Origin of the sequence: Devosia sp. ZW T5_3, assembly GCF_044987315.1 — a bacterium.
Classification (GTDB): domain Bacteria; phylum Pseudomonadota; class Alphaproteobacteria; order Rhizobiales; family Devosiaceae; genus Devosia.
On the sequence record NZ_JBJDRE010000016.1, the window covers coordinates 61428 to 86230 of the forward strand.

General features: G+C 63.1%; 25 protein-coding genes. 13 read left to right on the forward strand and 12 right to left on the reverse strand.

The window, feature by feature from the left end; translation table 11 throughout:
* Window positions 1-40 precede the first annotated feature (40 nt).
* Both ACI3KW_RS18645 and ACI3KW_RS18650 read left to right on the forward strand, forming a co-directional pair.
* Complete coding sequence (locus ACI3KW_RS18645) at window positions 41-316, forward strand: BrnT family toxin (protein WP_404849334.1); 276 nt, start codon at window positions 41-43, stop codon at window positions 314-316.
* Complete coding sequence (locus ACI3KW_RS18650; RefSeq protein WP_404849335.1) at window positions 297-548, forward strand: BrnA antitoxin family protein; 252 nt, start codon at window positions 297-299, stop codon at window positions 546-548. The genes ACI3KW_RS18645 and ACI3KW_RS18650 overlap by 20 nt, the downstream gene beginning before the upstream one ends.
* A gap of 6 nt (window positions 549-554) precedes the next feature.
* On the opposite strand, the gene ACI3KW_RS18655 is transcribed toward ACI3KW_RS18650, so the two are convergent.
* The 4 genes from ACI3KW_RS18655 to irrA all read right to left on the reverse strand — a co-directional run bounded on the left by ACI3KW_RS18655 (window position 555) and on the right by irrA (window position 2420).
* Window positions 555-1232 (reverse strand): class I SAM-dependent methyltransferase, encoded by a 678-nt coding sequence (locus ACI3KW_RS18655; protein ID WP_404849336.1) that lies wholly within the window; start codon window positions 1230-1232, stop codon window positions 555-557.
* A 74-nt stretch (window positions 1233-1306) separates the two neighbouring features.
* Complete coding sequence (locus tag ACI3KW_RS18660; RefSeq protein ID WP_404849337.1) at window positions 1307-1657, reverse strand: type II toxin-antitoxin system PemK/MazF family toxin; 351 nt, start codon at window positions 1655-1657, stop codon at window positions 1307-1309.
* On the reverse strand, window positions 1651-1911 hold the full coding sequence (locus tag ACI3KW_RS18665; RefSeq protein WP_404849338.1) for an AbrB/MazE/SpoVT family DNA-binding domain-containing protein: 261 nt from the start codon (window positions 1909-1911) through the stop codon (window positions 1651-1653). Before ACI3KW_RS18665 ends, ACI3KW_RS18660 begins: the two co-directional genes overlap by 7 nt.
* A 65-nt stretch (window positions 1912-1976) precedes the next feature.
* Window positions 1977-2420, reverse strand: coding sequence for an iron response transcriptional regulator IrrA (gene irrA / locus ACI3KW_RS18670; protein WP_113121919.1), 444 nt, complete (start codon window positions 2418-2420; stop codon window positions 1977-1979).
* A gap of 186 nt (window positions 2421-2606) precedes the next feature.
* On the opposite strand from irrA, the gene fabA reads away from it, so the two are divergent.
* Both fabA and fabB read left to right on the forward strand, forming a co-directional pair.
* Entirely contained in the window at window positions 2607-3137 is a 531-nt protein-coding gene (gene fabA / locus ACI3KW_RS18675; RefSeq protein ID WP_113121920.1) for a 3-hydroxyacyl-[acyl-carrier-protein] dehydratase FabA, read from the forward strand.
* An 89-nt stretch (window positions 3138-3226) separates the two neighbouring features.
* Window positions 3227-4453 carry a beta-ketoacyl-ACP synthase I gene (fabB, locus tag ACI3KW_RS18680; protein ID WP_404849339.1) on the forward strand — a complete coding sequence of 409 codons (1227 nt, stop codon included), beginning with the start codon at window positions 3227-3229 and terminating at the stop codon, window positions 4451-4453.
* 113 nt (window positions 4454-4566) lie between these two features.
* On the opposite strand, the gene ACI3KW_RS18685 is transcribed toward fabB, so the two are convergent.
* The 6 genes from ACI3KW_RS18685 to ubiE all read right to left on the reverse strand — a co-directional run bounded on the left by ACI3KW_RS18685 (window position 4567) and on the right by ubiE (window position 9677).
* Window positions 4567-5280 carry a HesA/MoeB/ThiF family protein gene (locus ACI3KW_RS18685; RefSeq protein ID WP_404849340.1) on the reverse strand — a complete coding sequence of 238 codons (714 nt, stop codon included), beginning with the start codon at window positions 5278-5280 and terminating at the stop codon, window positions 4567-4569.
* Between the two features lies 1 nt (window position 5281).
* The gene (locus ACI3KW_RS18690; RefSeq protein ID WP_404849341.1) at window positions 5282-6031 is read right to left on the reverse strand and encodes a DUF2259 domain-containing protein; all 750 of its coding nucleotides are present in this window, start codon (window positions 6029-6031) and stop codon (window positions 5282-5284) included.
* Window positions 5976-6446, reverse strand: coding sequence for a dUTP diphosphatase (gene dut / locus ACI3KW_RS18695; protein ID WP_113121924.1), 471 nt, complete (start codon window positions 6444-6446; stop codon window positions 5976-5978). Before dut ends, ACI3KW_RS18690 begins: the two co-directional genes overlap by 56 nt.
* 43 nt (window positions 6447-6489) lie before the next feature.
* Complete coding sequence (locus ACI3KW_RS18700) at window positions 6490-7092, reverse strand: hypothetical protein (RefSeq protein WP_404849342.1); 603 nt, start codon at window positions 7090-7092, stop codon at window positions 6490-6492.
* Window positions 7093-7147: 55 nt separating this feature from the next.
* Window positions 7148-8692, reverse strand: a complete 1545-nt coding sequence (ubiB, locus tag ACI3KW_RS18705; protein ID WP_404849343.1) for a 2-polyprenylphenol 6-hydroxylase — start codon at window positions 8690-8692, stop codon at window positions 7148-7150.
* A gap of 181 nt (window positions 8693-8873) precedes the next feature.
* Entirely contained in the window at window positions 8874-9677 is an 804-nt protein-coding gene (gene ubiE, locus ACI3KW_RS18710; protein WP_404849344.1) for a bifunctional demethylmenaquinone methyltransferase/2-methoxy-6-polyprenyl-1,4-benzoquinol methylase UbiE, read from the reverse strand.
* A gap of 59 nt (window positions 9678-9736) precedes the next feature.
* On the opposite strand from ubiE, the gene mutM reads away from it, so the two are divergent.
* Window positions 9737-10624 carry a bifunctional DNA-formamidopyrimidine glycosylase/DNA-(apurinic or apyrimidinic site) lyase gene (gene mutM / locus ACI3KW_RS18715; protein ID WP_404849345.1) on the forward strand — a complete coding sequence of 296 codons (888 nt, stop codon included), beginning with the start codon at window positions 9737-9739 and terminating at the stop codon, window positions 10622-10624.
* A 173-nt stretch (window positions 10625-10797) separates the two neighbouring features.
* Here mutM and ACI3KW_RS18720 read toward each other — a convergent pair whose 3' ends face one another.
* Entirely contained in the window at window positions 10798-11040 is a 243-nt protein-coding gene (locus ACI3KW_RS18720) for a hypothetical protein (protein ID WP_404849346.1), read from the reverse strand.
* Window positions 11041-11330: 290 nt separating this feature from the next.
* On the opposite strand from ACI3KW_RS18720, the gene rpsT reads away from it, so the two are divergent.
* From rpsT to gyrB, 5 genes are all read left to right on the forward strand, one after another.
* A complete protein-coding gene (rpsT, locus tag ACI3KW_RS18725) occupies window positions 11331-11594 on the forward strand; it encodes a 30S ribosomal protein S20 (protein ID WP_113121929.1) in 264 nt (87 codons plus the stop codon).
* Window positions 11595-12515: 921 nt separating this feature from the next.
* On the forward strand, window positions 12516-13967 hold the full coding sequence (dnaA, locus tag ACI3KW_RS18730; RefSeq protein WP_404849347.1) for a chromosomal replication initiator protein DnaA: 1452 nt from the start codon (window positions 12516-12518) through the stop codon (window positions 13965-13967).
* Between the two features lie 315 nt (window positions 13968-14282).
* Window positions 14283-15404, forward strand: coding sequence for a DNA polymerase III subunit beta (gene dnaN / locus ACI3KW_RS18735; RefSeq protein WP_404849348.1), 1122 nt, complete (start codon window positions 14283-14285; stop codon window positions 15402-15404).
* Between the two features lie 187 nt (window positions 15405-15591).
* The gene (recF, locus tag ACI3KW_RS18740) at window positions 15592-16701 is read left to right on the forward strand and encodes a DNA replication/repair protein RecF (protein ID WP_404849349.1); all 1110 of its coding nucleotides are present in this window, start codon (window positions 15592-15594) and stop codon (window positions 16699-16701) included.
* 182 nt (window positions 16702-16883) lie between these two features.
* Window positions 16884-19310, forward strand: a complete 2427-nt coding sequence (gyrB, locus tag ACI3KW_RS18745; protein ID WP_404849350.1) for a DNA topoisomerase (ATP-hydrolyzing) subunit B — start codon at window positions 16884-16886, stop codon at window positions 19308-19310.
* Between the two features lie 4 nt (window positions 19311-19314).
* Here the strand turns inward: gyrB and ACI3KW_RS18750 are convergent, their stop codons facing one another.
* On the reverse strand, window positions 19315-20205 hold the full coding sequence (locus tag ACI3KW_RS18750) for a DMT family transporter (protein ID WP_404849351.1): 891 nt from the start codon (window positions 20203-20205) through the stop codon (window positions 19315-19317).
* 120 nt (window positions 20206-20325) lie between these two features.
* Between ACI3KW_RS18750 and ACI3KW_RS18755 the strand changes: the two genes are divergently transcribed.
* From ACI3KW_RS18755 to ACI3KW_RS18765, 3 genes are all read left to right on the forward strand, one after another.
* Window positions 20326-20850 carry a GNAT family N-acetyltransferase gene (locus ACI3KW_RS18755; RefSeq protein ID WP_404849352.1) on the forward strand — a complete coding sequence of 175 codons (525 nt, stop codon included), beginning with the start codon at window positions 20326-20328 and terminating at the stop codon, window positions 20848-20850.
* Window positions 20851-20956: 106 nt separating this feature from the next.
* The gene (locus ACI3KW_RS18760; protein WP_404849353.1) at window positions 20957-21979 is read left to right on the forward strand and encodes an LLM class flavin-dependent oxidoreductase; all 1023 of its coding nucleotides are present in this window, start codon (window positions 20957-20959) and stop codon (window positions 21977-21979) included.
* 258 nt (window positions 21980-22237) lie between these two features.
* Complete coding sequence (locus ACI3KW_RS18765) at window positions 22238-24778, forward strand: transglycosylase domain-containing protein (protein ID WP_404849354.1); 2541 nt, start codon at window positions 22238-22240, stop codon at window positions 24776-24778.
* The last annotated feature ends 25 nt before the right edge of the window (window positions 24779-24803 follow it).

A 24803-nucleotide genomic window follows, 5' to 3' on the forward strand; every position in this document is an offset into this window, starting at 1 on the left:
CGCCCGACCTTGATTGTAACTACAATAGTAGATACATTACATGCCATATGAATGGGACGAGGCCAAGAACCGCGCCAACCGGCTCAAGCACGGTATCAGCTTTGAGGAAGCGCAGCTGATTTTCGCCGGTCCGGTCTTTTCCTGGGTCGATACCCGTTTCGACTATGGCGAGACCAGAATTGTGAGCATCGGCCTGATAAGCGGAATCGTGGCGGTCACGGTGGTGCATACCGACCGTAATGGCACCACTCGCATCATCTCAGCACGACTAGCCAACCAGCGGGAAAGGACAGTTTATGACAGCCATCTCCGATAAACGCCTGGCCGAACTGGCCAAGCGCCGCGACGAGCAGATCGACTATAGCGACATCCCCGAACTGGATGATCAATTCTGGGCCAATGCCCAATTGGTTGAGCCGGACGGCACGCAGCAGGTGACACTGCGCGTCAAGAAGTCAGTTCTCGAAGCCTATAAGGCCACCGGCAAGGGCTACCAGACCCGCATGAACGCCGTGCTGGAATCCTATGCCAAGACCCTGCGGAAATAGGGTGGGTCAGCCGGCATAGGCCACCCAGCCTTTGAAACTGAGCCCGGCATAGAACAGACTCACCTCTGCAAACCCCGCCTCGCGCAACATGGCTTCTTCTTCATCCGGTGCCAAAATCGTGAGCCGGGTGCCGATGGCCTGCCTGGCGCTCGCCAACTGAGCCGGGTCAGTCCCCGGAGCGGCCGAATAGGCGACGTGGCGAGCGATCCATTGGCTGCGCTCCGGCTCGCTTTGGGGGAAGCTGATATGGGCCAATAGGAGAGGTGCGCCGGGCTTCAGGCGGCGGCGAATTTGGCGGAGCGTCGCCAGCCGCTCTTCGCGCGGAATGAAATGGAAGGTGAGGAGACACGTGGCGCCGTCGCATTCTCCATCCGGGGCGCCCTCGATATAGCCATGGTGCAATTGCATGCGGCCGGCATGCGGCTCGATGGCCTGTCTCGCCAATGCCAGCATATCGGCCGAGGGATCGACGCCGAGGAACGACCAACCCGGCTGCGCCTCGGCCAGTGCCTTCAGTTCCAGCCCGCCACCTGCACCCAGCACCAGCACGCGTCCATCTGCCGGAACCCGCTCCGCCAGCAGCAGCGCCACCATGCGGTGCAGGCTCGCAAAACCCGGCACCTGCCGCGGCGGCCCCTCGGCATAGGCGCTGGTGGCGTGGCCATCAAAGGCGTTCGGCTTCATCTTGCACGGCTCCGTCAAATGTAACTTACAATGTTACGTGAGCGTCGGAGCGTTAACAAGACCGGTGGTCACCCCTATTCAAAGATCGCGGCCAGTCGGGCCAGCACATCTTCAATAATGTGGGACGGCGCGGCCTCGCCCGTCTTGCTGGCACTGCGGGCCACCAGATCGACGGCCTTGACCTGATCGAGCTGGATAACGCCGGTCACCGAGGTTCCCGCCCCCGAAAGGCTGACATAGGTGCCGCCGAAGCGCGAGGCATTGCCGATCGTGGTGATCGGGGCGACATAGGGCAGGTGGGTCGCATTATAGTCGCGCGTGGTGAGGATCAGCACATAATGCTTGCCGGTCTGCTCGCGGCCGGAGGAAGGGCGAAGATCGAGATGATAAATCTCGCCGCGCTCGGGGATCTGCTTTCTTACCAAGTCTCACGCCCCGCGGGCGGAGCGTCCAGCCAGTCGCGGTCGGCTTCGGCCAGCGCATCGATACCTGCGGCCTTTTCCTCGGCCAGCAATTGCTGCAGCGAGTATTTGGGCTTGGCAGGCTTGGCGATCAGCGCGCCGTCTTCCACGGTGATATCGAAGACCGCGCCGATCTTGACGCTCATCGTTTCCAGCATTTCGGGCGGAATTGCCAGCATGGCCGAACCGCCGACCTTGCGCAGCTTTGCAGCAGTCATGGCAGCAACCTCATAAGTTATATCAGAATATAACTTATGCGACCGCTTGCTACAAGATGGCCAAACTACTGCGCCTTGCGCACGCGGATGACCACGTCGACATGGCTCACCTTCATGCCCTTGGGGGCGTCGGGGAGGGCGGCGAATTCGACGGAGCTGGCGGGGATGTCGATCATCCGCTGCTCGTCTTCCACATAGAAGTGGTGGTGGTCGGAGGTGTCGGTATCGAAATAGGAGCGCGAGGCATCCACCGCCACCTCGCGCAACAGGCCCGCTTCGTGAAACTGGTGCAGCGTATTGTAGATGGTAGCGAGCGAAACATTGACGCGGGACTGGCTCGCCTCGTCATGCAATTGCTCGGCGCTGACATGGCGGTGCGGACCGCCGAACAGCAATTCGGCCAGCGCCACGCGCTGCCGGGTCGGACGGAGACCGGCCATGCGCAACACGGCCGTAAGGCAGGGCTTGCGCGAGGGAACGGACCGGGCGGTCTGGGTACGATCTGACATTGGGTCCTTTTACTTCACCAAAGGGCCGGAAAACCTAAGCTCCTTATAGCTATGGCGGCTTTTTCGCACAAGCGTCACAGGCGCCGCAGGGGCAATGGTGCGGCCAAAGGCGGTATGGCGGCTCTATTGACCCTCCGGGCCGCCCTCTATACGAGACGTGCCCTAGGGTTAACCGAGGGACTTTTGATGGCCGATCGGCAGAGTGCATTTGGGTATGAAGAGCTTTTGGCGCATGGCCGCGGCGAATTGCCGGGCCAGATGGATGCCCGCCTGCCGGCCCCGCCCATGCTGATGTTCGACCGCATCACCCAGATCGACGAGACCGGGGGCGCCTATGGCAAGGGCCAGGTACGGGCCGAGCTCGACGTCAATCCGGACCTGTGGTTCTTCAAATGCCATTTCATCGGCGATCCGGTGATGCCGGGATGCCTGGGGCTCGATGCCGTGTGGCAGATGACCGGCTTTTTCCTCGGCTGGATCGGCCAGCCCGGCAAGGGTCGCGCCCTTGGCGGTGAAATTAAGTTTACCGGTCAAGTGACCGATGATGTCAAATTGGTCGAGTACGGTATCGACATCAAGCGCGTCATGCGCTCTCGTCTGACGCTGGGCATTGCCGATGGCTGGGTCAAGGCCGACGGCAAGGTGATCTATGAGGCCAAGGACCTGCGGGTGGGCCTGTTCAGCGATAGCCAGCTCAAGGACCAGAAGGGCGCCTGATAGCCTGGGGCGGACAATCCGCCTCACTTGAAAACCGATACGAAGCGCCCAGCTTAAGGGCGCCCCGAACTTGACGGAGCGAGGTTGCAATGAGACGAGTTGTCGTCACCGGCATGGGTATCATTTCCTCGATCGGCAATAGCCTGGACGAGGTCACCGCCAGCCTAAAGGCCGCCAAGCCCGGCATTGTCTTTGCCGAGGACCAGGCCGAACTGGGCTTCCGCAGCCAGGTCAAGGGCGATCCGCGCCTCGATCCGTTCGAATTGCTCGACCGCCGTGTCACCCGCTTCATGGGCCGCGGCGCCGCCTGGAACTATCTGGCCATGCAGCAGGCCATTGCCGATGCGGGGCTTGAAGAGAGCGACATTTCCAACCCCATGACCGGCATTGTCATGGGCTCGGGCGGCTCCTCCACCCGCACCATTGTCGAGGCCGCCGACACGACCCGCAAGAATACCAGCCCCAAGCGCATCGGGCCCTTGGCGGTGCCCAAGGCCATGGGCTCGACCGCCTCGGCCACATTGGCCACCGCGTTCGGCATCAAGGGCGTCAATTATTCCATCACCGCGGCCTGCGCGACGTCCAAGCATTGCATCGGCAATGGCATGGAACAGATCATGCTGGGCAAGCAGGATGTGGTGTTTGCCGGCGGCCATGAAGACCTCGACTGGACGCTGTCCAACCTGTTCGACGCCATGGGCGCCATGAGCTCCAATTTCAACGACACGCCGGAAAAGGCCTCGCGCTGCTATGACGTGGCGCGCGATGGCTTCGTCATTTCGGGCGGCGCCGGGGTGCTGGTGCTCGAGGAATATGAACACGCCAAGGCGCGCGGCGCCAGGATCTGGGCGGAACTGGTCGGCTATGGCGCGACCTCGGACGGCCTCGACATGGTCGCCCCCTCGGGCGAGGGCGCGGCGCGCTGCATGCAGATGGCGCTGAAAAATGTCGGCCCCAAGGTCGACTATATCAATCCGCACGCCACCTCGACCCCGGTGGGCGACCTCAAGGAAATCGAGGCCATCCGCGCCGTGTTCGGCGATGCCGGCAAATGCCCGCCTATCTCGGCGACCAAATCGCTGACCGGCCACAGCCAGGGCGCCACCGGCGTGCATGAAGCGATCTATTCGATCCTGATGATGAAGCATCGTTTCATCGCGGCCAGTGCCAATATCGAAAATCTCGACCCGGCCTTCGAAGACATGCCCATCCTGCGCCAGCGCCGCGACGATGTGGACCTGGGCGTGGTGTTGAGCAATTCATTCGGTTTCGGCGGCACCAATGCCGCGCTGGTGTTCAAGCATATTGATGCTTGAGGAGGCACGACCTCGTGGTTCGACAAGCTCACCATGAGGTCTACTTTCTAGACCGCGATATTCCGAGTAGACCTCATCCTGAGCCTGTCGAAGGACGAGGTCGTGGCACCGGCCTAATACGAAAACTCCGAAAACCGGGCGTCCTTGCCATCGTAGGTCAACACCCGCCCGATCAGCGGCGTACCGATGCCGGTAATCAGCTTGATGGCTTCCATGGCCATCAGCGTGCCGATCACCCCGGTCAGCGGCCCCAATATGCCGGTGGCCTCGCATGATGGCAGGTCATCGTCGCTGGCGTCATCCGGATAGAGCGCGGTAAAACCCGGTCCACCGGGGGCGAAGACCGTGACCTGGCCGTCAAACATCGAGACGGCGCCGGAGACCAGCGGCTTGCCCAGGCGCTCGGCTGCTGCCGCGACGAGGCGTCTTGTGACCAGATTATCAGTGCCGTCGAGCACCAGGTCATAGGCGCCCACCAGCCGGTCGACATTGCTGCCATCCACCCGCTCGGCATGGGGCACGATGCCGGCATGCGGATTGAGCGCCGTGGCAAAAGCGGCGGCGCTCGCGACCTTGCCGGTGCCGATGCCGGCGGTAGTGTGGATCACCTGTCGCTGCAGATTGGAGAGCGAGACGCTGTCGTGATCGACAATGCCCAGCGCCCCGACGCCCGCTCCCGCGAGGTAAGCGATCACCGGGCTGCCCAGCCCGCCGGCGCCCACCACCAGCACGCGGGCCCGTTGCAATGCCTGCTGGCCGCCCCCGCCCATGCCCTTGAGCACCAGGTGGCGGGCGTAGCGGCGGCTCTCCTCGGGGGAAAACACCATGCTAGTCGCCCAGCGGCACGGCGATGAAGCGCCGGTCGGGGCCTTCAAAGCCACCGGGATAGACAGCGACAATGGCCACGGCCTTGTCGATCTGTTGCGCCCAGAAGGGCTGCAGCACCGCATAGAGCCGGTATTCCTGCGCACAGCCGCGCGATTCGGGAATGCTGGTCTCGTCATGCACCAGCCGCGTGTTCTCACCCTCGCTCAATGTCAGCTGATAGCCCAGGGGCGGCATGCTGAACCAGTCGGCGCAGGGCAGCGGGGAGGTGACGATATGGCTGGCGAGGCTCAGCCGATAATCGCCGCGCGGCTCGTCGCGGCCATAGCCGGGCAGGCCGAAACTCAACTCGCCCGGATTGCTATCCAGCGCGCCATCGCCATTGAGCGCCAGTACTTCGACCGCCCCATCGATGCCCAGCCGATCCAGCACCGGCTTGGCCTGCTGTTGCGCCCGTTGCCGGACTTCGGCAAGGGTCGTGGTCTCGTCATCCACCCGGATGCGGACCGGGGTGTCCTTGACCCAGGCGTCCTTGGCCGTGTCGATGACGTAGAGATTGGCATAGGCAAAGCCCGAGCCATCCTGGATGCCGAATTCCTCAAAGGCAAAAAAACCGCCATCCTCGGAAAAGCCGATGAAGTCGATGCCCGCCCGATCACCAGCCCAGGCCGGCACGGCCAGCAGCATCAGCAGGGCGCTAGCCCACGCTCCGGCCAGTCGAGCCAAATCCCTTGGCGCCGCGTTCCGTTTCATCCAGCGTCTCCTCAAGCCTGAACCGCACGTCGCTGACCGGCGCGACCACCATCTGGGCGATGCGGTCGCCGCGCCGCACCGCGAAATCATCTTCGCCCAGGTTGATCAGGGGTACCATGACCTCACCGCGATAATCGGCATCGATTGTCCCGGGCGCATTGAGCACGGTAATGCCGAACTTGACCGCGAGGCCGGAGCGCGGCCGCACCTGCGCCTCGTAGCCCTCGGGCAGGGCCATGGCAAAGCCGCAGGGCACCAGGGCCCGCTTGCCGGGCGCCAGCACCAGAGTGTCGCCCTGGGGCAAGGCCGCGACAAGGTCCATTCCCGCCGCCCCCGCGCTCTGCCGCGCCGGCAAGGGCAGGCCCTCGCCATGGGCCAGCCAGACCAGACCGATGGAAAATGGGGCCTCAGCCATCACTGCACTCCGTCTTTGAAAAAGCGCAAGCCAATCGGAACATTCATGGCGCGCGCACCACGGCATAGATTTCGTCGGGCAGCACGGCGGTGCCATCGATCAGGTCGAGAATGGGAATGACCATTTCGGCGGACGAGCCATCGGGAGAGCGTTTCATATTGGTCTCGGTAACGGCGAGGCCGGAAAAGCGCAGGGTGATGGTGCGCTTGGCAAAGAAGGCGTCGAGCATCTGCTTGGTCTCGGCATCCAGTTCCTCGCCCATATCCACTTCGGTCTTCATCTCGGTGGTTGAAACCGAGATACGCACCAGCCCACGCCCGGCGCTGCGGAAATGCACCGGCGCTTCCACTTCGCCGAGGTCGAGGCTGGCAAAACGCCCTTCCTGATCGACCAGACAGGTGGCGCTGCCATCCGGGTTTTCGGTGAGCTTGCCGCTGGTGCAGAAGCGGTCATCGTCCTTGCTGCCGGCAGGGCCCGAATTCATCTTGAGCATGGCATAGAAATCGGCCGCCATGACCTGGGTGAGGCTGGCCTTGGCCGTGGTCGGGCTGGTCAGCGCGATATCCACCTTGGCGTCGATACAGCCGGTGAGCATCAGGCCCAGCCCGACCATGGCGGCGAGCTTGGCAAGCATTTGGGCGGCCATGATCGTCCTCTTGAAAAGTGCCGGCAATCTAGGGACCGCTATCGGGGAGGGCAAGTCAGGAGGTCGAGAGCAGCACGCGCACCGTGGCCACGGCAAAGAAAATCGTGCCCGCCGCCGCCACCAGCAATAGGGCCCAGCGCGTCAGCCGATCGGGCGGGCGCTTATTGGCGTGATAATCGTTCAGCGCCAGCTCGGCCTGCCCCAGAATGACCGGCACGCGCTGCGCGGCCTCGGCAAAAATGCCGAGCTGATCCCTGATATCCTGCACCCGGCCGAGCGGGCCCTCTTCCTTGCGCAGCCAATCACCGACCACCGGCTCGGCCACGGTCCAGATGTCCAGCGACGGGTCGAGCGCCCGCGCGACGCCCTCCACCAGCACCATGGATTTTTGCAGCAGCACCAGTTCGGGCCGGGTCTGCATGTTGAACAGGTCGGTGATGACAAAGAGTTGTCCGAGCACCCGCGCCATGGAAATGTCCTGCGCCGTGCGGCCATGCAGCGGCTCGCCGATGGAGCGGATGGCCAGCGCAAAATCGTCGACCGACTGGTCCTTGGGCACATAGCCGATATCGAAATGGCGTTCGGCCACCAGCCGATAATTGCGGGTGATGAAGCCATAAAGGATATCGGCGAGAAACCGGCGTTCGCGGCGGTTGATGCGGCCCATAATGCCGAAATCCACCGCGATCACGTCGCCACTGCGCGGATCGGCAAAGAGGTTCCCCGGATGCATATCGGCATGGAAAAAGCCGTCGCGAATGGCATGGCGCAGAAAGCTCTGCAGCACCTTGGCCGCCAGCGCCTTGCGATCCACCCCCGCCGCATCGAGCGCGGCATGATCGCGAATCGGAATACCATCGACCCAGGTCGTGGTCAGCACATTCTGCGCCACATGATCCCAGCTGACGGTCGGGATGACGAAGCCGGTATCGTCCTTGATATTCTCGGCCATTTCCGAAATGGCGGCGGCTTCGAGCCGCAGGTCGAGTTCCAGCCGGGCCGAGCGGTCCAGCGTTTCCACCACTTGGGTCGGCTTGAGGCGCTTGGTCGAGCGCACGAAGCGTTCGGCCAAAGCCGCGCCGGCATAATAGCTCTCGATATCGGCCATGAAGCGCTGCGCCACGCCGGGCCGCAGGATCTTGACGGCCACGGTCCTGGGCAGCCCATTGGCCGGCACCAGCCGCGCCTTGTGCACCTGGGCAATGGAGGCCGCAGCAATGGGCGGGCTAAGTTCAGTCAGCTCCGCCGCCTTGCTTTCCAGCGCCTCGCTGAGGATGGCCGGCACCAGCGCGGCATCGAACGGGTCCATCTTGTCCTGCAGGCCCGCCAGATCATTGGCGATCTGCGGCCCCACCACATCGGGCCGCGTCGCCAGCGTCTGGCCGAATTTGACATAGGTCGGCCCCAGCAGGTTCAGCGCCTTGTTCAGCCGCTCGACATGCCCGGTCTTGCGCACGCTGGGCCGCTCGATTAGCCGCCCCAGAAAAATCCCGAGCTTCAGCGGCCCCGGCAGGTCCTTGGCCGAAACAATCGACAGCGCCCCCTCGCGCGCCAGCACATAGCCGGCCCGCGCCAGCCGGTAATAGGCGGAGATCAGCATGCTTCACCTCTCCCTTTGGGGGAGAGGTGCAGTACGACCATGATGCTCAATCCAATCACGGTGTCGTTCCCGCGAAAGCGGGAACCTCCGTTTAGGGGGCTCCCCAAGCAAATAGAGGTCCCCGCTTCCGCGGGGATGACATTGTGGGTTTGGCCGATACGGGCGAACTGCAACATCGGGTTCAAATCTTCCACCCGGAAAACAGCGCCGCGATATTGCCGGTATAGGGCGTGTGTTTCACCCGCTTGAACCCGGCCTGCGCCAGCATCCCCGAGAACATTGGCGGGCTGGGGAATTTGCGGATCGATTCGACGAGATATTGATAGGGCTGACCGTCTCCGGTGACCATCTTGCCCATGGGCGGGATCACCCGGTCGGAAAAGGCATTGTAGAGACTGTCGAGCCCGGGCACATCGACCTGGGAAAATTCGAGCACCAGAATGCGCCCGCCGCGCTTGAGCACGCGATGCGCCTCGCCCAGCGCCTGTTGGATGCGCGGCACATTGCGGATGCCGAAGGCGATCGTATAGGCGTCAAAACTGTTGTCGGGAAACGGCAGCTCTTCGGCATTGGCCTCGACGAAACTGGCCTGGGCCGGAAAGCGCCAGGCCTTGGCCCGCTCGGCGCCCACCCGCAGCATGTCCGAATTGATGTCGGAGACCACGACCTCGGCATAGCCCACCGAGGCATTGATGATGCGCTCTGCCACGTCCCCCGTGCCGCCCGCCATGTCGAGCACCTTATAGGGGCGCGAACCGGTCTTGGGCGGGGCGAGATCGGCCACCATGGCATCCTTCCAAATGCGGTGAATGCCCCCGCTCATCAGGTCGTTCATCAGATCGTAGCGGTCGGCCACGTCGTGAAAGACCTTGTTGACCAGGCCCTGCTTGTCTTCGAGCGCCACGGTCTGTTCGCCGAAATGGGTGGTTTCACGCGCACCATTCATGGCATTGCTCGCTTCTCTTTTGCGTTTCGCGCGCACCATATAGAAGCGTTCCATGCTTTGCCAATTGCGCAAAGCGGCACAGTGGACACGAGGTTGAGATGCCCGAACTGCCCGAGGTCGAAACTGTCCGGCGTGGTCTTGAGCCCTGGATCGAGGGCGCCACCATCGACAAGGTCACGCTCAACCGCCCCGACCTGCGCTTCCCCTTCCCCAAGGATTTGCAGTCGGCCCTTGAGGGCCAAAAAATAGTTTCGGTGGGCCGCCGCGCCAAATATCTGCTGATCGGGCTCTCCAATGGCAAGACGGTCCTCAGCCATCTGGGCATGACCGGCAGCTATCGCTTTGCCGAACATGGCATCGACAAGCCGCCGCGCTATCATGAAGTCGAACCCACGCCCAAGCACGACCATATGGTCTGGGACATTTCCCATCCCAAGCATGGCAAATCCCACCTCATCTATGCCGATCCGCGCCGCTTCGGTTTTGTCGATCTCTATGATCATGTCGAGGACAGCCCCTATCTCAAGGGTCTGGGGCCAGAGCCCTTGGGCAATGATTTCAACGCCGATGAAATGGCCGAGAAATTCACCGGCAAGAAGACCCCGATCAAGGCCGCCCTGCTCGATCAGCGCGTCGTGGCGGGGCTAGGCAATATCTATGTCGCCGAAGCCCTGCACCGCGCCCATATCCTGCCTACCGTGCTCGCGGGCACGCTGGTCACCGCCAAGGGCAAGCCCAAGCTGGTGCTGGACGACCTCGCCCATGCCGTACGCCAGGTGCTGATCGAAGCCATCGAAGTGGGCGGCTCGACGCTACGCGATTTCCGCAATGCCGAAGGCGGCTCGGGCTATTTCCAGCACCGCTTTGCCGTCTATGACCGGGAAGGCGAGCCCTGCCCCACCCCGCTCTGTACGGGCACGATCCAGCGCATCGTCCAATCGGGCCGGTCCACGTTCTTTTGTCCGGTGTGCCAGAAGAAGGCATAAGCCTGGGGTGAGCCCGATCCATCCCACCCCCGGTGTCATCCCGGCGCAGGCCGGGACCCATCCCGAGATCGCCCCGCAGCCGCAAGGTCTATGAAAGAGCCCACCCCTCTCAGGATGGGCCCCGGCCTGCGCCGGGGTGACACCGCGTGTTTGGCCCTTGCGGAACCTGTCAATTAGCTCGGCACAGCGGGAATAAGCAGCAAAATCACGCCGATCGCGGCGATGAGCAGGCCCGGCCAATTGGCCTTGAGGCCAAGAAAGCCCATGCCGCGGCGGCGCGGCTCCAGCGTCCGACCGGCGGGGTCGTTGGCTGAGGCATGCGGGTCAGTCATCCGACCGCGAAAGATCGCCGCCAATGCCATATAGATCAGACCAGCCGCCACAAGCAGGGCGCCAATAAGCGTGGTGGTTGCCATCGCTGCCTCCTCGATAGTGCAAACGGGATGCCGCACGCTTCGTTCCGGCGGGGGGCACACATCTATCCAACCCGGGTGACACTTGGCGAGGCGGGTGGCTGTGCTAGTATTCGCGTCCAACATGGCAAGCATGCATCCCCATGCGCCCCCTGAATCCAGTTGACGCTTCCCCCCCTTTCCCCTATAGACCGCCCCACTTGGCGGCTTGACGTAAGGCCGCCGCTTTCATTTCATCCCGGACGGTGCGCTGCCAAGGCGCCTTCGGCCGGTTGGACGCCAAGAGGACCGTTATGGCCAATACGCCGTCAGCCAAAAAGGCTACCCGCAAGATCGAAGCCCGCACCGCGGTCAACAAGTCGCGCCGCTCGCGCGTCCGCACCTTCATCCGCAAGGTTGAAGAAGCCATCGTGGCCGGCGATCATGCCGTGGCCTTTGCTGCCCTCAAGGCTGCCGAGCCCGAAATTCACCGTGCAGCCACCAAGGGCATCGTTCATGCCAATCTGGCGGCCCGCAAGGTCAGCCGCCTCAATCACCGCGTCAAGGCTCTCGCCTGATCGGTTGAGCCCTGCGCAGCGTGGCTGCGGCAGGATGATGATGGGCTCCCTCGGGGGCCCATTTTCTTTGCCCTTCCGTCTGCCGGAATCGCGGCAAGGATTTTCCGCCTTGACGGTTTGATGTCATCGGGATGACGCGATTGCGACATAACGGTCGTTTCACCCATCCTTGCAAAATGCTCAGCGCGCGCAAGGATTTGTGAGCCCATCCGGGGTTTTTGCAATTGTCACGAAGCCGTTGGAACCACTCCAGGCCGTGGTTTATGGAAATATAATTTTGGTTAAGTCGCAGCCCTTGTGACAAGAATCTGCATGGAGTCACAGAGCCTTGCCGGAGCCAGGTTTTACCGGGGCCGGGTGGCGGAAAAGACATAGTCAGAGTCAAGCCCCCATTTTCGGAAAAGGGGCATTGCCCCCCTAAAATCGACCCACTACTATGGCCTGGTCAGCTCGAAAACGGGGGCCATCAAGGACCTTCTCAGCGAGCGGATGGGGTCATATTCGGGGCGTTTGTTTTGGGCGCGTTTCGGCAGCAATGCCGGGGCGGTTTTTCCGGTAATCCGGGCAAATTGGGTTCAGTAGAGCGCCGGCCGTTTCGGTCCGGCTTCACGTCAAAGAGTAATGCAGGCTAACGGTGGCGTTCCCATCGGGGCTGGAGTTTTGCGTCCGGGTCATCGGGCGCCCCGGCGAAGCTATGGCCAATTGGACGGGCAAGTCCAAGCGGGGTGGCGAGAACGAAGAACCAAGGGGCCGGCGCTTTCGCTACCCGGCTTGGACAGTCACTTGGCCGGGCTTTGCGGACCGGTCGAAACAACAGCACATGGGGCACTCACGATGATGATGCAGACCGCCGGAAAGGATGATTGGGGAAGTCCCCAGCCGTCCTCCACCACTCCGACACCTAAAGGCGAAATGTCTGTCATGATCACATCCGGCTCCGAAGCACAGCGCGACCTCTTCAACCGGGTGCGCGCCCGCCTCAAGGCCGGTGTTGGCGAAGATGTGTTCACCTCCTGGTTTGCCCGGCTTGAGCTGGAGGAAATCGTCGACGATCTGGTGCATCTGTCGGCGCCCACGCGGTTCCTGTGCTCCTGGGTGCAGTCCAATTATGCCGACCGCATCATTGAATCCTTCCGCCAGGACGTCGATGTTGTCACCCGGCTGCAGGTAACCCTGCGCGTCAATGGCCAGGCCACCAAGAAGCTGGCTCCCGCCGCCGAGATCGCGCCCAGCAGCGATGCGACTGCCCCCGCTGCTGTCGCCGCTGCGCCCCAGATGCCCGCCACGCCGCGGCTGGTGCGCGACAATAGCGCATCCAAGGGCGATGCCCTGGCCGGCAGCGCCATTGATCAGCGCATGACCTTCGAGACTTTCGTGCCCGGCGCGGCCAATGAAATGGCCTTCGGCGTCGCCAAGCAGATCGCCCACGCCGCCGCCAACAATTCGGTGACCTTCAATCCGGTCTATATTCATTCCACGGTCGGCCTGGGCAAATCCCACCTGCTCAACGCCATCGCCCATGCCGTGCAGTCGGCCGATGCATCCAAGAACATCGTCTATCTGACCGCCGACCATTTCATGTACCATTTCATCACCGCCGTGCAGCGCCAGTCCGCGCTCGGCTTCAAGGAATGGCTGCGCCGGGTCGATCTGCTGTTGATCGATGACATGCAATTCCTGCAGGGCAAATCCGCCACCGAATTCGGCCATACGCTGGGCACGCTGCTCACCGGCGCCAAGCAGGTCGTGGTGGCCGGTGATGCGCCGCCGCGGGATCTGGAAATGATCGACGAGCGCATCCGCTCGCGCCTCTCGGGTGGCCTCGTCGTGCCGATCACCGGCTTTGACATGGAATTGCGCCGCGCCATCGTGCAGCGCCGCGCCGACCAGGCCAGTGCCCGCTACGGCATGCATTTCCCCACCCCGGTCATCGATTATGTCTCGCGCGCCGTGGTCAGCCATGGCCGCGATCTCGATGGTGCGGTCAATCGCCTCGTCGCCGCCAATCAGCTGACCGGTGAATTGATCACCGTGCCCTTGGCCGAAAAGACCCTGGCCGACCTGATCCGCGCCCGCGACGCCAAGCGCGTCCGCATCGAGGACATCCTCAAGATCGTCTCGCGCCACTACAAAGTGCCGCGCAATGAATTGCTCTCGGCCCGCCGCAGCCGCGACGTGGTCCGCCCGCGCCAGATCGCCATGTTCCTCGCCAAGGCGCTGACAAGCCGCTCGCTCCCCGAAATCGGCCGCCGCTTCGGCGGACGCGATCACACCACGGTGCTCCATTCGGTCCGCAAGGTGGAATCGATGATCAAGGACGACATCGAACTGGCCCAGGAAATCGAACTCTTGAAGCGCATGCTCGAGGAATAGGTTTTACCCCTCTCTCCTTGTGGGAGAGGGACGATCATTCTGCGTTCAGCAGAATGATCCGGGTGAGGGGTGCTGCGCCCTCCTATGCTTTGCCGCTGGTTGAGAGCGCTAACCCCCTCATCCGCCCCTGCGGGGCACCTTCTCCCACCAGGGGAGAAGGAAGGGAGCAAAAAATCTCTCTTTGTGGAATCCCTGCGGCAAACCACCCGCTGCCCTTGCCTTTGCGGTCACAAATTGTAAATGTCCAACCCCGGCTTGCCGGGGTTTTTTGTCGCTCCCAAGGGCGGCTCGCGTAGTGCCAAGGATTGATCGTCAATGAAAGTCACGCTCGAACGCAATCATCTGCTCAAGTCGCTGAGCCATGTGCATCGCGTGGTCGAGCGGCGTAATACCTACCCCATTCTCGCCAACGTGCTGTTCAAGGCCAGCGAGGACCGGGTGGAGCTGCGCGCCACCGATCTCGATATCGAAGTGACCGAGGCCGTGCCGGCCATGGTCTCCACCCAAGGCACCACCACAGTGCCCGCGCACACGCTCTATGAAATCGTGCGCAAGCTGTCCGATGGCGCCGAAGTGCGCCTTGAGACCGATGGCGGCGAGAACATGGTGCTCACCTCCGGCCGCTCGCGCTTCAATCTGGCATGCCTCTCCCCCGATAGCTTCCCGGATCTAAAATCAGGCAGCTTCGGCCATGAATTCGCCATCGCCGCCTCGGCCCTGCGCGAGCTGATCGAGCGCACCCAATTCGCCATCTCCAATGAGGAGACGCGCTATTACCTCAACGGCATCTATTTCCATGCCGTCGAAAATTCAGCCACGGGCACCGTGCTGCGCGCTGTCGCCACCGATGGCCACCGCATGGCCCGCGCCGAAATCGAAGCCCCTGCCGGCGCCAAGGGCATGCCCGGCATTATCGTGCCGAAAAAGACCGTCGGCGAAGTCCAGAAACTCCTCGACGGCGCCGAAGGCGAGGTCAAGGTCGAAGTCTCCGACACCAAGATCCGCTTCACCGTCGGCCCGGTCGTGCTGCTGAGCAAGCTCATCGAAGGCACATTCCCCGATTATGATCGGGTGACCCCCAAGAACAACGACAAGCAGATGAATGTCGACCGGGCGAGCTTCGCCACCGCTGTCGACCGTGTCTCGACCATTGCGTCCGATCGCGGCGGCAAGGCCGTCAAGCTGTCCGCCAAGGATGGCCTGCTCGAACTCTCGGTGACCAATCCCGACCACGGCACGGCCAGCGAAGAACTGGCCGTCGAATTCGACACTGATGGTTTCGAGATCGGCTTCAACGCGCGCTACCTGCTCGACATTATCGGGCAGATCCGCAGCGAAAGTGCCATCTTCATGTTCAACGACGCCGGCTCCCCCACGCTGGTCAAGGACGAAGGCGAGACCAAGGCGCTGTATGTCCTGATGCCGATGCGGGTCTAGAGTTGAAACCCTCCTTCCTTCTCCCCTTGTGGGAGAAGGTGCCCGAAGGGCCACCGAATTCGCAAAGGCGAATTTCGGTTGGGATGAGGGGTTCCTTGCCGGCATCGCACCCCCTCACCCGTCTCGCGCTTTGCGCGATCCACCCTCTCCCACAAGGGGAGAGGGATAGCTCGGTGCAAGGCTAACCATGCGCCACCTCTCCCGCCTCCGCCTCACCGCCTTCCGCAATTATACGGCGGCGGCTTTGGACCTGGACGACCGCCATCTGGTCCTCACCGGCCCCAATGGCGCCGGCAAGACCAATCTGCTCGAAGCGGTGAGCCTGCTGTCGCCCGGCCGCGGCCTGCGCCGGGCCAGCTTCGACACCGTGCAGGCCCAGGGCAGCGACATCGGCTGGGCGGTGGCGGCAACGGTCGAGACCGATGATGGCCCCGCCGATATCGGCACCGGCGCCACGCCCGATGGCGGCCGCCGCGTGCGTATCAATGGCGCCAATGCCCGCTCCATCGAGGCGATGAGCGATTATCTGCGCGTGCTATGGCTCACCCCGGCGATGGATGGCCTCTTCTCCGGCCCCGCCAGCGACCGCCGCCGCTTTTTGGATCGTCTGGTCACCACGCTCATCCCCAGCCATTCCTCTTCGGTCTCCGACTATGACAAGGCCATGCGCCAGCGCAATCGCCTGCTCGAAGAGGGCGGGGACGCGCGTTGGCTCTCAGCCATCGAAGTCCAACTGGCAGAACTCGGCGCCTCCATCCACCTGGCGCGCACCGATAGCCTCACGCATTTGCAGGCGCTGATCGAACAAAGCCTGGATGACTCGAGTTTTCCCGCCGCCCATCTGGCGCTGACGCCATTGTTTGAAAACGAGGCGGAGCCCAGCTCTTCGGCAGCGCTCGAAACGGCGCTGATCGTCACCTGGCAGGGCTCGCGCGCCCTTGATCGCGCCGCCGGACGCACCATATCTGGTCCACACCGTGTCGATCTGGAAGTGACCTATGCCCAAAAGGGCATGCCGGCTGCTTTAGGCTCGACCGGCGAGCAGAAAGCCTTGCTGATCGGACTGATCCTGGCCCATGCCAGATTGGTCAAATTGCGCACCGCGATTACGCCATTCCTGCTGCTCGATGAAATCGCCGCCCATCTCGATCCGGACCGTCGCCGGGCCTTGTTTTCCGCCCTCGATGGGCTCGGGACGCAATGCTTCCTCACCGGCACTGACCGGCTCCTGTTCGAGGCCCTGGGCCCCCGCGCCCAAACCATCACGGTGCGCGACGGACGGCTCTACAAGGATTGAAGTTGGCGCCACCGATGCTCCCACCCGGGTGATTAAAACGCGGATCGCCCGATGGCCGGAATTCCGGCCGGGAAATCCAGCGTCATCCCCGGTCAAAAGCCCCTAAAAAGGCCATTTTGCTTGGGGATAGACCCCGCTTCCGTTAGAACTAATTCACTCTGAAACGACCTGATTCGGACCCCATGACCGATAGCGAAATTCCCGTTCCGACCGAATATGATGCCGACAGCATTAAAGTGCTCAAAGGGCTCGATGCCGTGCGCAAGCGCCCCGGCATGTATATCGGGGATACCGATGACGGATCGGGCCTGCATCACATGGTCTATGAGGTGGTCGACAACGCCATCGACGAGGCCCTGGCCGGTCACGCGGACCTCGTGACGGTCACCCTCAATGCCGATGGCTCGGTCACCGTGACCGATAATGGCCGCGGCATTCCGGTGGGTATCCACAAGGAAGAGGGCGTCTCAGCGGCCGAGGTCATCATGACCCAGCTGCATGCCGGCGGTAAGTTCGACCAGAATTCCTATAAGGTTTCGGGGGGCCTCCATGGCGTGGGCGTGTCCGTGGTGAACGCGCTCTCGGTCTGGCTCAAGCTCAAAATCCGCAGCGGCGGCCAGATCCATGAGATGAGCTTCACCCATGGCAATGCCGACGCACCGCTCAAGGTCACCGGCACCTATGAAGGGCGCAACGGCACCGAGGTCAGCTTCATGCCCTCGTCCGACACCTTCACCATGATCGACTTCGATTTCAAGACGCTCGAACATCGCCTGCGCGAGCTGGCCTTCCTCAATTCGGGCGTGCATATCCTGCTCGCCGATCGCCGCCACCCCGAGCCGGTCGAGATCGACCTGTTCTATGAGGGGGGGCTCGAAGCCTTCGTCAATTACCTCGACAAGTCCAAGCAGGCCGTCATCGATCGTCCGATCACGATGATATCGGAAAAGGACGGCATCACCGTCGAAGTGGCGCTGCAGTGGAACGACAGCTACCACGAAAACGTGCTCTGCTTCACCAACAACATCCCCCAGCGCGATGGCGGCACGCACCTGGCCGGCCTGCGCGGAGCCTTGACGCGCCAGGTGGTCGGCTATGCCGAAAGCTCGGGCATTTCCAAAAAGGAAAAGGTCTCGGTCACCGGCGATGACACGCGCGAGGGCCTGACCTGCGTGCTGTCGGTCAAAGTGCCCGATCCCAAGTTTTCGTCGCAGACCAAGGACAAGCTGGTCTCCTCCGAAGTGCGCCCCGTCGTTGAGAACATCGTCAACGAAAAGCTGGGCCAGTGGTTCGAGGAACATCCCAACGAGGCCAAGATCATTGTCGGCAAGGTGGCCGAAGCCGCCGCCGCCCGCGAAGCCGCCCGCAAGGCGCGCGAACTGACCCGCCGCAAGGGGGCGCTGGAAATCTCGTCCCTGCCCGGCAAGCTCGCCGATTGCCAGGAACGCGATCCTGCCAAGTCCGAAATCTTCATCGTCGAGGGCGACTCGGCCGGTGGCTCGGCCAAGCAGGGGCGCGACCGCTCCAATCAGGCCGTGCTGCCGCTGCGCGGCAAGATCCTCAATGTGGAACGCGCCCGGTTTGATCGCATGATCTCCTCCGACCAGGTCGGCACGCTGATCACCGCGCTTGGCACCGGCATTGGCCGCGAAGAGTTCAATGCCGACAAGCTGCGCTACCACAAGATCATCATCATGACCGACGCCGACGTGGACGGCGCCCATATCCGCACCCTGCTGCTCACCTTCTTTTATCGACAGACGCCCGAATTGCTGGAGCGCGGCCATATCTACATCGCCCAGCCCCCGCTCTACAAAGCCATGCGCGGCAAGTCCGAGCAATATTTGAAGGACGAGGACGCCCTCAACGATTATCTGATCGAGGCTGGGCTCGACGAAGCCGTGTTCACCACGCGCGACGGCCACCAGCATGCGGGCGCGGACCTGCAAGCCATCGTGCAGCAGGCGCGCAACATTGTGGGCGCCATCAACAACCTCAACACCCGCTACAATCGTAGTCTGGTCGAACAGGCCGCCATTGTCGGCGGGCTCGATCCCGAGGGCCTGAACGATCCGAGCCGCATCAGCGGCACCATGGACCGTATCGCCAACCGGCTCGACCGCATCTCGGACGAGCTGGAACGCGGCTGGTCGGGCGTCATCACCGATGAAGAGGGCCTGGCCTTTTCGCGCACCGTGCGCGGCGTCGCCGAAACCCACCAGCTCGACAAGGCCCTGCTGCAAAGCGCCGACGCGCGCAAGCTGCGCCAGCTGGCCGAACGGCTCGACGAAATCTATGGCGGCGTGCCGACGCTGACCCGCAAGGGCGAAACCATCCAGATTTTCGGACCATCGAGCCTCTTCAAAGCCGTCACCGATGCGGGCCGCAAGGGCGTATCGCTGCAGCGCTACAAGGGCCTGGGCGAAATGAACGCCTCCCAGCTCTGGGAAACCACGCTCGACCCCAATGCCCGCACCCTGCTCAAGGTGGAAATCAACGAAACCACCGAAGCCGACGCCATCTTCACCGCCCTCATGGGCGACCTCGTCGAACCCCGCCGTGACTTCATCCAGGACAACGCGCTCAGCGTGAGCAATCTGGACGTCTGATGACTTAGGCGGCGGCGATCCGGCGCCGCCGCTCACCGGCGATTATGGCCAGCAATACGCCGCCCAGAATGGCCAGACTGCAGATCAGCAGCCGGGCCGTTGGGGTTTCGCCCAGGAAAGCCACGCCGCCAATGGCGGCCAGGGCCGGAACGCTCAATTGCACGATTGCCGCCTGCTTGCGTTGCAGGCCCGGCAGGGCCGCGTACCACACGGCATAGCCCAGGCCTGAGGCCACGGCACCCGACAGCACCGCCCATACTAGGCTTCGCCAATCCCCCAGCGGATGCAGCGGGCCCAGCCCGATCAGCAATAGTGCCAGCGGCGCACTGCGCAGGAAGTTTCCGGCCGTGTCGAGCAGCGGGCTGCTCGAGCCGCGGCCGACCAAGGAATAGACGGCCCAGCTTATGCCCGCCAGCATCATCAGCCCGGCTGCCACGGGGTCAGGCGCGGTGAGCCCCGGCCAGACCAGAAAGCCAAAGGCCAGCAGCGCCACCCCGATACCCAGCCATTCCGCCGGTCCGGGCATTTCCCCCTTGTGGACGCTCCACCCCAGCATGGTGAACTGCACGCTGGCAAACAGGATCAGCGCCCCCGTCCCGGCACCCAAGGCGATATAGGCGTAGGAAAACGCCAAGGCATAGGCGCACAATCCCCCTGTTCCCACCCAGCTTCCGGCCGCCAGCACCGGCCGCAAGCCGTGCCGGCGCAGCAGGATCAGGCCGGCCAGTACCAACGCCCCCGAAAGCAGGCGCACCCCGGTATAGAGCCCCGCATCGGTCATGCCGCCCGCCAGCGCCAGTCGGGCCAGCACGGAATTGGCAGCGAAGGCGAGGATGGCAATCAATGTCAGCCCGGCAAGTCGAAGCATGATGCAGCCCATTGCACGGCGGGTCATCAGCCTACGCCCCGATCGGGTCATTGTCATCAACGGCCCAGCCACTGGCTTTGCGCCGCAGAACCCGGCTATGCTGGCTCCTGCCGACCATTGCCGGCACTCGAATCCATGGCGTGTTTCATGAAAAAGATCGACGAAACAAGCCCATTGCGGCTGCGGCCTGTCGCGCTTGAAGACGAAGCTGCGGTCCGCTCGGCGACGTGCGAACTGGCCGCAGAAGGTTTCACTTTCGCCTTTGGCCTCGACACGGCAAGCTCGTTTGCCGATTATCTGGCGGGCCTCGAAGAGCGCCGCCAGGGGCGAAATCTGGCAGGCGCTGTGCCCGAAACCTTCCTCCTCGCCGAAGTCGACGGCAAAATCGTCGGCCGCCTGTCGCTGCGCCACGCGCTTAACGATCAATTGCGAACCAATGGCGGCCATATCGGCTTTGGTATCTTGCGCGCGCACCGCCGGCGCGGCCACGCCTCCGAAATCCTGCGGCAGGCGCTTATCCTCGCCCGCGACCTCGGCCTTGAGCGCGCCCTCCTCACCTGTAACGAGAGCAATACCGGCTCACGCCGCGTGATCGAAAGCCAGGGCGGTGTGTTCAGCGGGCACTCACCCGCCGATCCCACCAAACGGCTCTATTGGATCGCATTGGCTTAGAGCCGCGTCCTGAACAATGCGTTCTCCCCATCTGGCTTTTTCCCGCGCCAGCGGCGACATATCTAGCGAAGGCCCCGCCAATGGGGCCAAGCACACGGGTCCCGCCATGAAAAAGATCGGTTTTCTGTCCTTCGGCCATTGGTCGCCCTCGCCGCAGTCCGGCACCCGCACGGCGGGCGATGCGCTGCTGCAATCGATCGATCTGGCAGTCGCTGCCGAGGAATTGGGGGCCGATGGCGCCTATTTTCGCGTGCATCATTTCGCCCGCCAGTTGGCCTCGCCTTTCCCGCTCCTGGCGGCCATCGGCGCCCGGACCAAAACCATCGAGATCGGCACCGCCGTCATCGATATGCGCTACGAAAACCCGCTTTACATGGCCGAGGATGCCGGCGCGACCGATCTGATCGCCGGCGGCCGCCTGCAATTGGGCATCAGCCGCGGCTCGCCCGAGCAGGTGATCGATGGCTGGCGCTATTTCGGCTATGCCCCCGTCGAGGGCCAGACCGACGCCGATATGGCCCGCAGCCAGACTGAAGTCCTGCTCGAAGTGCTCAAGGGCCACGGCTTTGCCGAGCCCAATCCGCGCCCCATGTTCCCCAATCCGCCCGGCAAGCTGCGGCTCGAGCCGTTTTCCGAGGGCCTGCGCCAGCGCATCTGGTGGGGCGCCGCGACCGACGCCACCGCCATCTGGGCGGCCAAGCTGGGCATGCATCTGCAAAGCTCGACGCTCAAATTCGATGAAAGCGGCAAGCCCTTCCATATCCAGCAGGCCGAGCAGATCCGCGCCTATCGCGCCGCCTGGAAAGAGGCCGGCCATGCCCATGAGCCGCGCGTCTCGGTCAGCCGCTCGATCTTTGCTTTGGTCAATGACACCGACCGCGCCTATTTCGGCGGCGGCGGCCGCGAAGAGGATAGTTTTGGCTATATCGAGCCGGAAAAGCGCGCCGTGTTCGGCCGCGGCTATGCCGCCGAACCCGATGTGCTGATCAAGGAACTGGCGGCCGACGAAGCCATTGCCGAAGCCGATACCCTGCTGCTCACCGTGCCCAACCAGCTCGGCGTCGAATACAATGCCCATGTCATCGAGTCGATTTTGAAGCTGGTGGCCCCGGCGCTGGGCTGGCGCTGACCGCAATGTGATCGCCCCCTTGTTGCCCACCGGCAACAGGGGCCGCATAACCGGGAAATCCTCACATAAACCGGCCACAATTTCCCATGAGAACGCTGCTGTAGCCGCGCAGGAAGCGCCCCCTTGTCAATCAGCACGGGAATGATGCGCCAGCGGACGGCTTGGTCGCCTTTAGGGTTTGCTAACCTCTTTGTTTGCCATCATGGCTTATGAGAGTAGAAGGCAAGGCTCAGGCTCTTTCTATTTCGGGTTCGATTGATGGATTTTCGCATTTCCGCCGATGATCGCGTTGGCGCCCAGCCCAAGGGCAAGCCGGCTGCGGCCAGCCGCGCCAAGGGCGGCGAGCGCGTCGAGCCCTCCATGGGCAAGGCGGTCGGCGTTTTTGTCGATGACGAACGCTCCGGCGGCGCCTCCCCCAATCCCAAGGGCAAGCCGCCCAAGCAACCCCGCCGCGGCAAAGCCTCGGTCGCCCGCGAGAAAAAGCCAAAAAAACGCCGCTCGCGCACCGGCGGCTTCCTCATGGGCATTTTCTATTGGGGCTTCGTGCTCTGCCTGTGGGCCGGCATCGCTGTCATCGGCGTCGTGGTCTATTACGGCGCGCAATTGCCCTCGTCCAACACCTGGGCCATTCCCGATCGTCCGCCCAATATCCGGATTCTCGCGGCTGACGGGAGCCTGATCTCCAATCGCGGCCAGACCGGCGGCGAAGCGATCACCTATCGCGAATTGCCCTATTATGTGCCCGCGGCCATCATCGCCAGCGAAGACCGCCGCTTCATGAGCCATTTCGGCGTCGACCCCATTGGCCTGCTCGCCGTGGCCGCCGAAAGCGTGCGGGCGCGCGGGGTCACCCGTGGCGCCTCCACCATCACCCAGCAGGTGGCGAAAAACCTCTTTCTCACCCCGGACCAGACCCTGGGCCGCAAGATCCAGGAAATGATCCTGGCCGTGTGGCTGGAGCAGAATTTCACCAAGGAAGAAATTCTCGAACTCTATATGAACCGCGTCTATTTCGGGGCCGGCGCCACCGGCATCGAGGCCGCCGCGCAGACCTATTTCGGCGTCTCCGCGCGCAATCTCTCGCTCGGCCAGGCCGCCATGCTGGCCGGCATCCTGCCCGCGCCCTCGGCCTATAACCCCAAATCCAATCCGGAACGCGCCAAGGAACGCCAGCGCCTGACGCTCAATTCCATGGCTGAGGAAGGCTATATCACCCGCGAGGAAGCCACCGCCGCCCAGATCGATCCCAACCAATCCGTGCGCACCCGCGTGGCGGGCTCGGAATCCTATGTCGCTGACTGGGTCGAAAGCCTGATGACCGCCTATATTGGCGAGATCGATACCGACGTGGTGGTGCAGACCACCATCGACTGGAAAATGCAGAAGGACGCCGAGTTCATCGTCAAGGAATTGGTGGCCTCCGAAGGCCCCAAGCGTGGCTTCAATCAGGGTGCTCTCGTCGCCATGGATGTCGATGGCACAGTGCGCGCCATGGTGGGTGGCGTGGATTATCAGGCCAGCCAATATAACCGCGCCGTCACCGCCAAGCGCCAGCCCGGCTCGACCTTCAAGCCCTTCGTGTATCTCGCCGCCATGGAAAAGGGCTATACGCCCGACACTTTGGCCGAAGATGCCCAGTTCGAATATAATGGCTGGAGCCCGCGCAATGCCTCGGGCAAATATGCCGGCACCGTGACCCTGCGCCAAGGCCTGGCCTATTCGCTCAATACCATTGCGGCGCGCCTTGCCATCGACGTCACGCCCCAGGCCGTGGTCGATGTGGCCACCCGCATGGGCATTTCCAGCCACCTCACCGCCGTGCCCTCCATTGCTTTGGGCACCCAGGAAGTGAACCTGCTCGAATTGACCGGCGCCTACGCCCCCTTCGCCAATGGCGGCATGGGCGTCATTCCCAATGTCATCACCAAGATCGAGACCAAGGACGGCAAGCCGCTCTACGAGGCGTCCGATGCCGGCCCCGGCCGCGTGATCGCCCCCAATGTGCTCGACGAAATGAACGACATGTTGGAAACCGCAGTCGAAGTGGGCACCGGCAAGGGCGCCAATCTCAATGGCTGGCAGTTCGGCGGCAAGACCGGCACCTCGCAGAATGCCCGCGATGCGCTGTTTGTCGGCTATACCGCCGCCATGGTCACCGGCGTCTGGCTGGGCAATGACAATGACACCAAGACGACCCTGTCGGGTGGTAACGTGCCGGCCGTCATCTGGTCTGAGTTCATGACCAAGGCCCATGCCGGCAAGCAGATCGCCCAGATCCCGCACGGCTCCTATGACAATAGCCAGACCGTGGCGCAGCCTGTTGTCGATCCAGCCACCGGCCAACAGGTCATCGATCCGGCGACCGGCCAGCCCATGGTCCAGCATGTCGATGCCCAGACCGGCCAGCCGGTGGCGCCGCCATCCAACCAGCCGATCCAGACCGGCCAGATGGTCGATCCCATGACCGGCCTGCCGGTGGGCCAGCAGGTTGTCGATCCCAATGCCCAGGCCATCGATCCGGCCACGGGAATGCCCATGCAGCAGGGTGGGGGGTTCCAGCAAGGTCCTGCGGTCGGTGTCGGCACCACCGCGCCGATCGATCCCGATACCGGCATGCCCATGGTGCTGGTGGTCGATCCCTCCACCGGCCAGCAGGTCTGGGTCCCCTCGGCCCCGGCCCAGCAGCAGCAACAGGGCCAATTCGCCCCGCCCCAGCCGGTCGGCGGCGACCAGGTGATCTACCAGGAGCCCGAACAGCCACAGCAGCGCACGCTGATGGACCTGATCTTCGGGAATTAGGGCCGCCTGTCAGGCCAACGCAATC

What these genes read in the sequence shown, in the direction of transcription:
- ACI3KW_RS18645 (WP_404849334.1), top strand. Translation starts at nt 41, where the DNA reads ATGCCATATGAATGGGACGAGGCCAAGAACCGCGCCAACCGGCTCAAG.
- ACI3KW_RS18650 (WP_404849335.1), top strand. Translation starts at nt 297, where the DNA reads ATGACAGCCATCTCCGATAAACGCCTGGCCGAACTGGCCAAGCGCCGC.
- ACI3KW_RS18655 (WP_404849336.1), bottom strand. Translation starts at nt 1,232, where the DNA reads ATGAAGCCGAACGCCTTTGATGGCCACGCCACCAGCGCCTATGCCGAG.
- ACI3KW_RS18665 (WP_404849338.1), bottom strand. Translation starts at nt 1,911, where the DNA reads ATGACTGCTGCAAAGCTGCGCAAGGTCGGCGGTTCGGCCATGCTGGCA.
- irrA (WP_113121919.1), bottom strand. Translation starts at nt 2,420, where the DNA reads ATGTCAGATCGTACCCAGACCGCCCGGTCCGTTCCCTCGCGCAAGCCC.
- fabA (WP_113121920.1), top strand. Translation starts at nt 2,607, where the DNA reads ATGGCCGATCGGCAGAGTGCATTTGGGTATGAAGAGCTTTTGGCGCAT.
- fabB (WP_404849339.1), top strand. Translation starts at nt 3,227, where the DNA reads ATGAGACGAGTTGTCGTCACCGGCATGGGTATCATTTCCTCGATCGGC.
- ACI3KW_RS18685 (WP_404849340.1), bottom strand. Translation starts at nt 5,280, where the DNA reads ATGGTGTTTTCCCCCGAGGAGAGCCGCCGCTACGCCCGCCACCTGGTG.
- ACI3KW_RS18690 (WP_404849341.1), bottom strand. Translation starts at nt 6,031, where the DNA reads ATGAAACGGAACGCGGCGCCAAGGGATTTGGCTCGACTGGCCGGAGCG.
- dut (WP_113121924.1), bottom strand. Translation starts at nt 6,446, where the DNA reads ATGGCTGAGGCCCCATTTTCCATCGGTCTGGTCTGGCTGGCCCATGGC.
- ACI3KW_RS18700 (WP_404849342.1), bottom strand. Translation starts at nt 7,092, where the DNA reads ATGGCCGCCCAAATGCTTGCCAAGCTCGCCGCCATGGTCGGGCTGGGC.
- ubiB (WP_404849343.1), bottom strand. Translation starts at nt 8,692, where the DNA reads ATGCTGATCTCCGCCTATTACCGGCTGGCGCGGGCCGGCTATGTGCTG.
- ubiE (WP_404849344.1), bottom strand. Translation starts at nt 9,677, where the DNA reads ATGGTGCGCGCGAAACGCAAAAGAGAAGCGAGCAATGCCATGAATGGT.
- mutM (WP_404849345.1), top strand. Translation starts at nt 9,737, where the DNA reads ATGCCCGAACTGCCCGAGGTCGAAACTGTCCGGCGTGGTCTTGAGCCC.
- ACI3KW_RS18720 (WP_404849346.1), bottom strand. Translation starts at nt 11,040, where the DNA reads ATGGCAACCACCACGCTTATTGGCGCCCTGCTTGTGGCGGCTGGTCTG.
- rpsT (WP_113121929.1), top strand. Translation starts at nt 11,331, where the DNA reads ATGGCCAATACGCCGTCAGCCAAAAAGGCTACCCGCAAGATCGAAGCC.
- dnaA (WP_404849347.1), top strand. Translation starts at nt 12,516, where the DNA reads ATGATCACATCCGGCTCCGAAGCACAGCGCGACCTCTTCAACCGGGTG.
- dnaN (WP_404849348.1), top strand. Translation starts at nt 14,283, where the DNA reads ATGAAAGTCACGCTCGAACGCAATCATCTGCTCAAGTCGCTGAGCCAT.
- recF (WP_404849349.1), top strand. Translation starts at nt 15,592, where the DNA reads ATGCGCCACCTCTCCCGCCTCCGCCTCACCGCCTTCCGCAATTATACG.
- gyrB (WP_404849350.1), top strand. Translation starts at nt 16,884, where the DNA reads ATGACCGATAGCGAAATTCCCGTTCCGACCGAATATGATGCCGACAGC.
- ACI3KW_RS18750 (WP_404849351.1), bottom strand. Translation starts at nt 20,205, where the DNA reads ATGACCCGCCGTGCAATGGGCTGCATCATGCTTCGACTTGCCGGGCTG.
- ACI3KW_RS18755 (WP_404849352.1), top strand. Translation starts at nt 20,326, where the DNA reads ATGAAAAAGATCGACGAAACAAGCCCATTGCGGCTGCGGCCTGTCGCG.
- ACI3KW_RS18760 (WP_404849353.1), top strand. Translation starts at nt 20,957, where the DNA reads ATGAAAAAGATCGGTTTTCTGTCCTTCGGCCATTGGTCGCCCTCGCCG.
- ACI3KW_RS18765 (WP_404849354.1), top strand. Translation starts at nt 22,238, where the DNA reads ATGGATTTTCGCATTTCCGCCGATGATCGCGTTGGCGCCCAGCCCAAG.